Here is a 10,922-nt window from a genome sequence, read left to right as displayed (position 1 = left end):
GGTCTCGAGCACGACCGTATTGTTGGGATCGGAGGCCGGCGCTTGCGCCTGAGCGCAGCCGAGCGACGCAGCAAGGGCGAGAATGGCGAGAGAACTGCGCAGCATGTGAAGCATCTCCGTCGTTGCCGGAGGATCCGGCCGATCATCACCGGCGTCGTAACGGCATCCTTTGACGGGAACAAGGCGTTGAGCCGCCACATCTGGAGCATGCCGCACTGCACAAGAGCAAACTTCATTTAACTTGCAAAAAGATCAGGCTAGCGCTGCCTAAATGGGTGACAGCCCTGTCACAATCGGATACTCATCTGGCGCTGGGCTCGCTCGGGGAAACCTTGAGCGCCGCGGACCAGGTCTCGGGAGGAACAAACGCCCGCCTAGTATATGAGTCGCACGCAACCAGATGTGCGCCGTTACTGCGGAAAAAACAGACTCCAGGGCAAGGCTTCGGCCTTGCCCTTTGTTTTTGGCGTTACCGTCCGCGGCCGATCAAAGATCGTAGGCCGACCAGATATACCAGACGAACACGAAGATGATTCCGGCCAGGATCGTTGTGATCAGCGCCTTCTTGGCGAGGCCCGGAAGCACGGGCGCGCCTGGCTCGGTGCCCTGAACGACCTCCCCGTCCTCCGCCTGACTGCGGACCCCGAACGGCAGGGTCACGAACAGAACCGTCCACCAGATCACGAAATAAACGGCGAGACCGCCAGCAATGGTCATGGCCTGATCCTTTCTCGGGCGGAGGCGGTCATCTCATGGCAAGCCAGCGGGATTGCGGCAAGGCTCCTCGCTGCCGCAGCCCCTCGCAATCCACGCGAAAGCCTATCCGACCAAGGCGACGCAGGAGAATGCGACGCGCGCTTCCGTGGGCACGCCGAAGCGCGCGGTATGGCGCGCCGGCAGGCCGCCGGGGAAATGCTTCACATATTCAGCATTGCAGGCGACGTAGTCGGATGGGTCGGTGATCAGCATCGTCATCTGCACGACACGGTCGAGGCTGCTGCCCGCTTCCGTCAGAATCTCGCTGATCCGCCCCAGCGCATTGCGAACCTCATCGACCGGTGTCGCACCGCGGTGGATGCCGTTCGCAGGATCATGCGGAGCCGAATGTCCGGAGACAAAGATAAGCCCCGCTGCCCGCGTCGCCGCACTGAACGGGCGTGGCGAGCCCGCTTCGGGCTCACCGAAGAACTCGATCATCAATCGTCTCCCGCTTGTTTCGCGCCGTCGGATCTCAGGCCTGTTCCAGTTCGACAAGCGTTCCGCAGAAATCCTTGGGGTGCAGGAACAGGACTGGCTTGCCATGGGCGCCGATGCGCGGCTCACCGGAACCGAGCACGCGCGCGCCCGTTGCCTTCAGCCGGTCCCGCGCAGCCAGGATGTCGTCGACCTCGTAGCAGATGTGATGAATGCCGCCATCGACATTCCGCTCGAGAAATTTCGCGACAGGCGAATCCGCTCCAAGGGGCTCGAGCAACTCGATCTTGGTGTTGGGCAGCTCGACGAAGACGACCGTGACGCCGTGCTCAGGCTGCGGCAGCGGCTGGGAGACGCGTGCACCGAGCGTATCGCGATAGAGCGCACTCGAGGCCGCAAGGTCCTTTACGGCGATGGCGACATGGTTGAGGCGACCAATCATTCAGAGCTCCCTTGCATCCGGCGAGAACACCGCCGTCCATACTGCCGATGATCTAGCCTTCCGCGCTGGCATCGGCCCGAAAACCGCAATCCAGTTTTCGGGCCGATATCTTAGACTTCGATCACCAGCGCATGCACCAGCGGCTTCTTGCCCCATTCCTCGTTGACGGTGCTACGCAGGCCACGCTCCAGCGCGTTGCGCAGCGCTTCAGGATCGCGGCGACGCGCCTTGGGGATGTTGTCGAGCAGGTCGGAGACCGCATCGGCGACCAGTTCGTCGAAGGGCGTGCCGTCGCGCGCGGCCGGCGGCAGGCCCAGCACGGCAATCTCTGGCTCGCCGGCGATACCGCCCTTGTCGTCAACCGCAACCGCGACCGAAATCATGCCGGCAAAGGAGAGCCGGCGGCGCTCCTGGATCGTCTTCTCCATGGCATTCACCAGGAGAGCCCCGTCCTGATAGAGCCGGCCATGGGGTGCTTCATCGATCTTGCCGGCGCCATCGGCCGTAATGGCGATGATGTCGCCATTGCCGGCACGAACGACGTTCTTGACGCCGAGCCCGCGTGCGAAGGCCGCGTGCTCGCTCAGATGCAGATCCTCTCCATGGGCGGGAATGGCGATCTTCGGTCGGAGCCAGCCATAGAGCCGGGCCATTTCCTCGCGGCGCGGATGGCCCGAGACATGGACGAGATGCGTGCGGTCCGTGATGATCTCGATATTGTCCCGTGCCAGTGCATTCAGGATGTTGCCGACCGCCTTCTCATTGCCCGGAATGGTGCGGGACGAGAAGATCACACGGTCGCCTGGCGACAGGGCGATCTCGGGATGATCGTCGGACGCAATGCGCGAGAGCGCGGCGCGCGGCTCACCCTGACTGCCGGTGAGCAGCGCCACAACCTTGTCGCGCGGCAGGTAGCCATAGTGCTCGACGGAGCGGAATGCCGGAATGCCGTCGAGATAGCCGCATTCGCGCGCGACATCGATGACACGGTCCATCGCACGGCCGACCACGACGACATCGCGATGACCGGCCATGGMAGCTTCGGCGACGGCCCGCAGCCGGGCCACATTCGAGGCGAATGTCGTGACGGCGACTCGGCCGGGCGCGGAAGCGACCAGTTCCTTCAGCTTGGCTGCGACGTCCGCCTCGCTCGGGCTGATGCCGTCACGCATAACGTTGGTCGAGTCGCAGATCAGGGCGAGCACGCCCTCGTCGCCGAGCTCGCGCAGTCGCTTCTCGTCGGTTGGCAGGCCGACCTGCGGCGTCGGGTCGATCTTCCAGTCGCCGGTATGAACGACGAGGCCGACCGGAGTACGGATCGCCAGCGCGCAGGATTCCGGAATGGAATGCGCCACCGGCACGAACTCGATCTCGAAGGGCCCCAGCGTGACATGTCCGCCCTGGGCGACGACGTTGATCGGCACCTTCGGAGCGCCGGGCTCGCCCAGCCGCCGCGTGGCAAGCAGCCCGGCCGCGAACTGTGTGCAGTAGACGGGCGCGCGCAGGGAGGGCCACAGCGCCGCGAGCGCGCCAATATGATCCTCATGCGCGTGGGTGATCACGATGCCAAGCAGATTGGCCCGCTCCTCGATGATGTAGCGCAGGTCGGGGAGGACGATGTCGACGCCCGGAACATCGGGACCGGCAAATGACAGGCCGCAATCAACCAGGATCCATTTGCGCCGCCCTTCAGGCCCGAAGCCATAGAGTGCCGCATTCATACCGATCTCGCCTAGGCCGCCGAGGGGAACGAAGACGAGTTGGTCGCTGGAACGGGTCACGGGAAATCCTAAGGCAAAAGGCAGGGCGCAGAGCGCGCCGGATGAGTGGCAAGGCCTAGCATGAAGGCCGTGGAAGCGCGACAGGAGCCGCTCTGGGACAGGCGTAGCCGTTCAGCCGGGAGGGCCGAAATAGAGATCGCCTGCGTCAACCAGATGTCGCGCGCCTGCGACATCGAGCTCGAGCCGACCCGAAGCATCGAGGCCAAGGAAGCGACCGCTCAGCGGCCCCTCCGCCAGGCGCAGGGTGATGGTCTCGCCGAGGAATGCTGCACGTTCGAGCCAGGCCGCCCGGGCCGGGCCAAAGCCGCCCGGCAATGACCAGGCATTGAAGCGGGCAACCCAGGCGTCGCTGAGCGCGGCCAGCAGAGCCTCGATACTCGCAGCCTGGTCTTCGGCCTTCAGGAAGGTCGCGGGATAAGGGGTATCGTCCGGTCGGCTGGCGACATTGACGCCCATGCCGATGGTGACCGCAAAGCGCCCTGCCCGGCTCTCGCCTTCGAGCAGCAGCCCCGCCGTCTTGGCGCGGTCGATCAGCAGGTCGTTGGGCCATTTCAAAACAAGGCGCGGAGCAGAGAGGCCGGTCACCCTAGCTGCGGCGTCATGCAAGGCGAGGCCGGCAACAAACCCGAGCTGCGGCGCCAGCGCAGGTTCGCAGGGCTGCACGAGCAAGAGGCTGGCGTAGAGATTTCCTGGCGGTGAGCCCCAGTTGCGGCCATGACGGCCACGCCCGGCGCTTTGGCTGCGAGCCACGATCCAGAGCAAGCCAGGGTCGCCCTGGTCGGAGGCGCGACGCGCCTCTTCCATGGTCGAGCCTACCGCGTCCCGCACGATCAGCCGGTAGCCGGCGGCGCGCGCCGCCTCGCCGAGCACGCCGCCCGCCCCCTTAGAACAGCGACTTGGCGGCAGCAGCAGCCGAGTCGAACAGCGGGGCCGGCACGAAGGAGAGCATCAGCACGAACAGGGTCGAGACCAGCAGCACGCCGCGCACGCCGATGTCTCCCTTCTCGAAGGCCGGCTTCGCCTCGTCGAAATACATCACCTTGATGACGCGCAGGTAGTAGTAGGCGCCGACCACGCTGGTCACCACGCCGATCACAGCAAGTGCGTAGAGCTTGGCATCGATCGCGGCATAGAAAACGTAGAACTTCGCCCAGAAACCGGCCAGCGGCGGAATGCCGGCGAGCGAGAACATCATCATCGCCAGCGCGAAAGCCATCCAGGGATTGGTACGCGAGAGCCCGGCAAGCTCGGAGATGTCTTCGACCGGCTTGCCGTTGCGGCGCATCATCAGAACGCAGGCAAAAGCGGCAAGCGTCGTGGCGAGATAGATCGCCATATAGGTCATCACGCCCTGGACGCCCGCTGCCGTTCCCGTCGCGAGGCCAACCAGCGCGTAGCCCATATTGGCGATAGAGGAATAGGCGAGCAGGCGCTTGATGTTGCGCTGGCCGATGGCAGCGAAGGCACCGAGCGCCATCGAGGCGATCGACATGAAGATGATGATCTGCTGCCACTCATGCAGCGCGCCCGGGAACGCCCCGACGAAGATGCGAACCATCATCGCCATCGCAGCCATCTTGGGCGCAGTCGCGAAGAAGGCGGCGACCGGCGTCGGCGCACCCTCATAGACGTCCGGTGTCCACATGTGGAAGGGCACGGCCGAGATCTTGAAGGCAAGGCCGGCGGCGACGAAGACGATGCCGAAGATCAGCCCAAGGCTAATATGCTCGCCGTGGACCGCCTGTGCGATGCCGGAATAGGTCACGGTGCCGGTGAAGCCATAGACCAGCGAGCTGCCATAGAGCAGCATGCCCGAGGACAGCGCGCCGAGGACAAAGTATTTCAGGCCCGCTTCGGTCGACCTGGTATTGTCGCGGTCGAAGGCGGCGACGACATAGAGCGCAAGGCTCTGCAGCTCGAGACCGATATAAAGGCCGATCAGGTCGCTGGCCGAGATCATCATCATCATGCCGATCGTGGCGAGCACGACCAGCACGGGGAACTCGAAACGCATCGAGCCGTCGCGGCGCATGAAATCGCCTGCGAGCACGATCGCCGCGCCGGCACCGATCAGGGTCAGTGCCTTCATGAAGCGCGCGAAACCGTCTGCGACGAAGCCGCCGTTGAAGGTCACCGCCTTGCCGGTGCCCGAGAGCACCATCACGAGCGCTAGCGCGAGCAAGGCAAGTCCGAAGGCTTCGAGCGTACGGGTCGCGCCCTCGCCGCGGATGGCGCCGTAGAGCACCATGGCGATCGCGCCGATGGCGAGGGTGATTTCCGGCAGAGCTGGGCCGAGGGCGGGCAAGGTCATTGCTGCCAAACCTTACTGTACGACCAGCATCGCCGTTTTCGCGGCGGTGAGTGCGGCCTGATAATTCTTGATGAGGGCTTCGGTCGGCGCGGCGAAGGCGTCGAGGATGGTACCCGGCGCAATGCCGTACCAGATCGTCAGCAGCATCAGCGGAGCGAGGATGACGACCTCGCGGGTGTTGAGATCGGTGATGCTCTTGAGCTCGGGCTTCACCAGTTCGCCGAACACGACGCGGCGATAGAGCCAGAGCGCATAGCCAGCCGAGAGGATGACGCCGAAAGCTGCAAAGAACGCGACCCAGGGATTGGCCTTGAAGGCCCCCAGGATGGTCAGGAACTCACCGACGAAGCCGGCCGTGCCGGGCAGCCCGACATTGGCCATGGTGAAGACCATGAAGGCGACGGCGTAACGCGGCATCCGGTTGACCAGCCCGCCATAGGCGGCGATCTCGCGGGTATGCATGCGGTCATAGATCACGCCGACGCAAAGGAAGAGTGCGCCGGAGACCAGCCCGTGGCTGACCATCTGGAACATCGCACCCTGAATGCCCTGCGGCGTCAGGGTGAAGAGGCCCATGGTGACGAAACCCATATGGGCGACGGACGAGTAGGCGATCAGCTTCTTGATGTCCTCCTGCATCAGCGCCACCAGCGAGGTGTAGATGATGGCGATGACGGAGAGCGCGAAGACCAGCGGCGCAAACATCGCCGAGGCTTCCGGGAACATCGGGATCGAGAAACGGATGAAGCCGTAGCCGCCCATCTTCAGCAGGATCGCCGCCAGGATGACGGAGCCCGCGGTCGGTGCTTCCACGTGGGCGTCAGGCAGCCAGGTATGGACCGGCCACATCGGCATCTTCACGGCGAAGGATGCGAAGAAGGCGAGCCAGAGCCAGGGCTGCATCGAGACCGGGAACTTATGCGCAAGCAGCGTCGGGATGTCGGTGGTACCGGCATTCCAGTACATCGCCATCAGCGCGAGCAGCATCAGCACCGAGCCGAGCAGCGTGTAGAGGAAGAACTTGTAGGACGCGTAGACGCGGCGCTTGCCGCCCCAGATGCCGATGATCAGGAACATCGGGATCAGGCCGGCTTCGAAGAAGACGTAGAACAGCACGAGGTCGAGCGCGACGAAGACACCGATCATCAGCGTCTCAAGGATCAGGAACGCGACCATGTATTCGCGAACCCGCTTCTCGACCGACGTCCAGGACGCGAGGATGCAGAACGGCATCAGGAAGGCGGTCAGCACCACGAACGGGAATGAGAAACCGTCGACGCCGAGCTTGAACCTGATCGCATCCGAGACCCAGCCATGGGTCTCGACCAGCTGGAAGGCCGGATTGGCCGAGTCAAACCGGCCCCAGGCGACACAAGCCAGGAAGAAGGTCGCGATCGTCGTCGCCAACGCGACATAGCGAGCGTTGGAGCTGACCGAAGCCTCGTCGCCGCGCTGCGCCAGGATGAAGGCGGCGCCAACCAGCGGCAGGACGAGTAGACCGGTGAGGATACCGAAACCGAACATCATCTCACCCGCGAGTCAGCAAATACCAGGTCACCAGGCCCGCGACGCCGATCAGCATGGCGAAGGCATAGTGATAGACAAAACCGGTCTGGAGCCGGACGACGCGGTTGGTGACATCGACCACCCGAGCCGAGACGCCATCGGGGCCGAAACCGTCGATGATGAAGCCGTCGCCCTTCTTCCAGAGGAAGCGGCCGAGCCATTTAGCCGGACGAACGAACAGGAAGTCGTAGATCTCGTCGAAATACCACTTGTTGAGCAGGAAGCGGTACAGGACTGGGTTCGCCTTCGCGAGCTTGCCTGGCACGTCCGGGCGCAGCACGTAGCAGTAGAGCGCGCCAACGAAGCCGAGCACCATCGCGATAAAGGGCGAGGCCACGACCCAGCCGGGAACCTCGTGCATCGCATGCAGGATGTGGTTGTCCTTGCCGGTGAACAGCGAGGCCTTCCAGAAATGCTCGTAGTCGTGGCCGATGAAGGCTTCCTTGAAGACGAAGCCGGCGGCAACGGCACCGAGCGCGAGCACCGCAAGCGGCACGAGCATGCTGAGCGGGCTTTCATGCGGCTGGTGCGCGTGATCGCCGTGACCGTCATGGCCATGTCCGGCATGGGCGTGGTCATCGTGACCATGGGCGTGCGCGGCATGAGCGTGATCGTCATGACCATGCGCGTCATGGCCGTGGCCGGCCCAGCGCGGACGCCCCTCGAAGGTCATGAAATACAGGCGCCAGGAGTAGAACGAGGTGAAGCAGGCAGCCACGACCAGCAGCACGAAGGCGTAGTCGGTGGCGAAGCCATGCTTGGCCGCGAAGGCGCTCTCGATGATCGCATCCTTCGAGAAGTACCCGGCGAAGAACGGAAAGCCGGTCAGCGCCAGCGTGCCGATCGTCATCGCGGCCGCGGTGAAGGGAATGTGCTTCCGCAGCCCACCCATGTGACGCATGTCCTGCTCATGGTGCATCGCGTGGATGACCGAGCCGGCCCCGAGGAACAGCAGCGCCTTGAAGAAGGCGTGGGTGAAGAGGTGGAAGATACCGGCGGAATACGCTCCGACGCCCAGCGCGACAAACATGTAGCCGAGCTGCGAGCAGGTCGAATAGGCGATCACGCGCTTGATGTCGTTCTGCACCAGACCGACGGTCGCCGCGAAAAAGGCGGTGGTTGCGCCGATGACGACGACGACGGTCATTGCGACCGGCGCATATTCGAAGATCGGCGACAGGCGCGCCACCATGAAGACGCCGGCGGTGACCATGGTCGCGGCATGAATCAGTGCCGAGACCGGAGTCGGGCCTTCCATCGCGTCAGGCAGCCAGGTGTGGAGCAGGAACTGCGCCGACTTGCCCATAGCGCCCATGAACAGCAGCAGGCAGGTCAGGGTCAGCGCGTTCCACTCATAGCCGAGGAACCGGAAGGTCTGGCCGGTCAGTTCGCCCGCCTTCGGGAAGATGCTGTCGAAGGTGACCGAGCCGAACAGCACGAAGACCAGGGCGAGGCCGAGGAGGAAACCGAAATCGCCGACGCGGTTGACGACGAAAGCCTTGATCGCAGCCGCGTTCGCCGAGGGCTTCTGGTACCAGAAGCCGATCAGCAGATAGGAGGCGAGACCGACGCCTTCCCAACCGAAGAACATCTGGACCAAGTTGTCCGCCGTCACCAGCATCAGCATGGCGAAGGTGAAGAGCGAGAGATAGGCGAAGAAGCGCGGCCGGTGCGGATCCTCGTGCATGTAGCCGATCGAGTAGAGGTGCACGAGCGAGGAGACGGTGTTGACGACGACCAGCATGACCRCTGTCAGCGTGTCGACGCGGAAAGCCCAGTCGACGCGCAGATCGGCGGATGCGAGCCAGGTCGCCACCTGGATGCGCGTGGTGCCCGCGCCGAAGCCGACATTGAAGAAGGCGATCCAGGACAGGACGGCCGAGACCATCAGCAGCGAGGTGGTGACGATCTCCGAGGCGCGTGATCCGATCAGCCGGCCGAAGAGGCCGGCGATCAGGAAGCCGAGGAGCGGGAGGAAGACGATCGCGTGATACATGGCAGCTAGCAGGGCGCGCAGGCGCGCTCAGCCTTTCATCATGTTGATGTCTTCCACCGCGATCGTGCCGCGATTTCGGAAGTAGACGACAAGAATGGCGAGGCCGATCGCGGCTTCCGCCGCCGCGACAGTCAACACCAGGAGCGCAAAGACCTGGCCGACGAGATCGTTCATGAACGACGAGAAGGCCACGAAGTTGATGTTGACCGCGAGCAGGATGAGCTCGATCGACATCAGGATGACGATGACGTTCTTGCGGTTGATGAAGATACCGAGCACGCCAAGCGTGAACAGGATCGCGCCGACCGCGAGATAATGTCCCAGGCCGATCATCAGACGGTCTCCTCAGGCAGGCCGGCGCGCGAGGRCACCTTGCGCACTTCCATCGCGGTTTCCTTGGTGCGGGCGTTCTGGGCGACGACATTCTGGCGCTTGACGCCGGGACGGTCGCGCAGCGTCAGGACGATCGCGCCGATCATGGCGACGAGCAGCACCAGACCGGCCGCCTGGAAGTAATAGACATACTGGGTGTAAAGCACCTGGCCGAGCGCCTCGGTGTTGCTGATATTGGCCGGGATCGCGGCGACGGGCGTGCTGACGATCTTCGGATCGATCACCCAGGCGCCAACCACCAGCAGCAGTTCGACCAGGAAGATCAGCCCGACCAGCGCCCCGACCGGCAGGTAGTTCAGGAAGCCCTGGCGGAACTCGGCGAAGTCGACGTCGAGCATCATCACCACGAAGAGGAAGAGCACCGCGACCGCGCCGACATAGACGACGACCAGCAGCATCGCGAGGAACTCGGCCCCGAGCAGCAGGAACAGGCCAGCCGCATTGACGAAGGCCAGGATCAGGAACAGCACCGAATGAACGGGGTTGCGCGACGACACCACCATGAACGCCGAAGCGACGGTGATGCCAGAGAACAGATAGAAGAATGCCGCTGCGGCGTTCATCTCGGTCAGCCCTTCCGCCCTTGCGGGCGGCCCTGTTTCAAGCGTGCCCGAGCGAGTCAGGCACAGTTTTGAGCGTCTATAGAGAGGCCCGCCGGACGCGACAACCGCGCGACGCTCCCCATCCCTCGTCATCCCTGCCCGCTGCCCCGGATGCCCGGAGCCGCGGAGGTCTTCACCGCCTCAGCGATACGGCGCATCCATCGCGATGTTGCGCGCGATCTCGCGCTCCCAGCGATCACCGTTCGCCAGCAGTTTTGCCTTGTCGTAGAACAGTTCTTCGCGGGTTTCGGTCGCGAATTCGAAGTTCGGCCCCTCGACGATGGCGTCCACCGGGCAGGCTTCCTGACAGAAGCCGCAATAGATGCACTTCGTCATGTCGATGTCGTAGCGCGTGGTGCGACGCGTGCCGTCATTGCGTCGCGGACCGGCCTCGATCGTGATGGCCTGGGCCGGGCAGATCGCCTCGCAGAGCTTGCAGGCAATGCAGCGCTCCTCGCCATTGGGATAACGGCGCAACGCATGCTCGCCGCGGAAGCGCGGCGAAAGCACGCCCTTCTCGAAGGGATAGTTGAGCGTCGCCTTCGGCTTGAAGAAATAGCGCATCGACAGGAAGAACGCCGAAACGAACTCCTTGAGAAGCAGCCCTTTGGCGGCTTGCGCGAGTGACATCGCTCTC

General features: G+C 63.9%; 11 protein-coding genes. All 11 read right to left on the bottom strand.

Annotated features, from left to right (window positions below; translation table 11 throughout):
• Positions 1 to 486: 486 nt before the first annotated feature.
• Positions 487 to 717 (bottom strand): DUF1467 family protein, encoded by a 231-nt coding sequence (locus AC1DRP_RS27755; protein ID WP_069880671.1) that lies wholly within the window; start codon positions 715 to 717, stop codon positions 487 to 489.
• A 102-nt stretch (positions 718 to 819) separates the two neighbouring features.
• Positions 820 to 1,197, bottom strand: coding sequence for a RidA family protein (locus AC1DRP_RS27750; protein ID WP_476770136.1), 378 nt, complete (start codon positions 1,195 to 1,197; stop codon positions 820 to 822).
• 34 nt (positions 1,198 to 1,231) lie between these two features.
• The gene (mce, locus tag AC1DRP_RS27745) at positions 1,232 to 1,636 is read right to left on the bottom strand and encodes a methylmalonyl-CoA epimerase (RefSeq protein WP_476770135.1); all 405 of its coding nucleotides are present in this window, start codon (positions 1,634 to 1,636) and stop codon (positions 1,232 to 1,234) included.
• A gap of 110 nt (positions 1,637 to 1,746) precedes the next feature.
• Entirely contained in the window at positions 1,747 to 3,417 is a 1,671-nt protein-coding gene (locus tag AC1DRP_RS27740; RefSeq protein ID WP_476770134.1) for a ribonuclease J, read from the bottom strand.
• Between the two features lie 111 nt (positions 3,418 to 3,528).
• Positions 3,529 to 4,287 (bottom strand): biotin--[acetyl-CoA-carboxylase] ligase, encoded by a 759-nt coding sequence (locus tag AC1DRP_RS27735; RefSeq protein ID WP_441505510.1) that lies wholly within the window; start codon positions 4,285 to 4,287, stop codon positions 3,529 to 3,531.
• Between the two features lie 13 nt (positions 4,288 to 4,300).
• The gene (gene nuoN, locus AC1DRP_RS27730; protein WP_476770133.1) at positions 4,301 to 5,728 is read right to left on the bottom strand and encodes an NADH-quinone oxidoreductase subunit NuoN; all 1,428 of its coding nucleotides are present in this window, start codon (positions 5,726 to 5,728) and stop codon (positions 4,301 to 4,303) included.
• 12 nt (positions 5,729 to 5,740) lie between these two features.
• Positions 5,741 to 7,252 carry an NADH-quinone oxidoreductase subunit M gene (locus AC1DRP_RS27725; RefSeq protein ID WP_113518454.1) on the bottom strand — a complete coding sequence of 504 codons (1,512 nt, stop codon included), beginning with the start codon at positions 7,250 to 7,252 and terminating at the stop codon, positions 5,741 to 5,743.
• 4 nt (positions 7,253 to 7,256) lie between these two features.
• A complete protein-coding gene (gene nuoL / locus AC1DRP_RS27720; RefSeq protein WP_476770132.1) occupies positions 7,257 to 9,290 on the bottom strand; it encodes an NADH-quinone oxidoreductase subunit L in 2,034 nt (677 codons plus the stop codon).
• A 27-nt stretch (positions 9,291 to 9,317) separates the two neighbouring features.
• Positions 9,318 to 9,626, bottom strand: a complete 309-nt coding sequence (nuoK, locus tag AC1DRP_RS27715) for an NADH-quinone oxidoreductase subunit NuoK (protein ID WP_043236787.1) — start codon at positions 9,624 to 9,626, stop codon at positions 9,318 to 9,320.
• Positions 9,623 to 10,246: an NADH-quinone oxidoreductase subunit J gene (locus AC1DRP_RS27710; RefSeq protein ID WP_476770131.1), complete on the bottom strand. Its 624-nt coding sequence runs from the start codon at positions 10,244 to 10,246 to the stop codon at positions 9,623 to 9,625. Before AC1DRP_RS27710 ends, nuoK begins: the two co-directional genes overlap by 4 nt.
• Before the next feature lie 180 nt (positions 10,247 to 10,426).
• Positions 10,427 to 10,915 carry an NADH-quinone oxidoreductase subunit NuoI gene (gene nuoI, locus AC1DRP_RS27705; RefSeq protein ID WP_043236790.1) on the bottom strand — a complete coding sequence of 163 codons (489 nt, stop codon included), beginning with the start codon at positions 10,913 to 10,915 and terminating at the stop codon, positions 10,427 to 10,429.
• Positions 10,916 to 10,922: the final 7 nt, after the last annotated feature.

This window comes from Allobosea sp. 01N443, from assembly GCF_056399325.1.
The sequence above is the reverse complement of the archived record's forward strand: the minus strand, read 5'-3'. Positions and strand labels throughout refer to the sequence as shown.

Excerpts from the sequence above, each read along its gene's own strand:
- AC1DRP_RS27750 (WP_476770136.1), bottom strand. The coding sequence starts at position 1,197 with ATGATCGAGTTCTTCGGTGAGCCCGAAGCGGGCTCGCCACGCCCGTTC.
- AC1DRP_RS27725 (WP_113518454.1), bottom strand. The coding sequence starts at position 7,252 with ATGTTCGGTTTCGGTATCCTCACCGGTCTACTCGTCCTGCCGCTGGTT.
- mce (WP_476770135.1), bottom strand. The coding sequence starts at position 1,636 with ATGATTGGTCGCCTCAACCATGTCGCCATCGCCGTAAAGGACCTTGCG.
- AC1DRP_RS27755 (WP_069880671.1), bottom strand. The coding sequence starts at position 717 with ATGACCATTGCTGGCGGTCTCGCCGTTTATTTCGTGATCTGGTGGACG.
- nuoI (WP_043236790.1), bottom strand. The coding sequence starts at position 10,915 with ATGTCACTCGCGCAAGCCGCCAAAGGGCTGCTTCTCAAGGAGTTCGTT.
- nuoN (WP_476770133.1), bottom strand. The coding sequence starts at position 5,728 with ATGACCTTGCCCGCCCTCGGCCCAGCTCTGCCGGAAATCACCCTCGCC.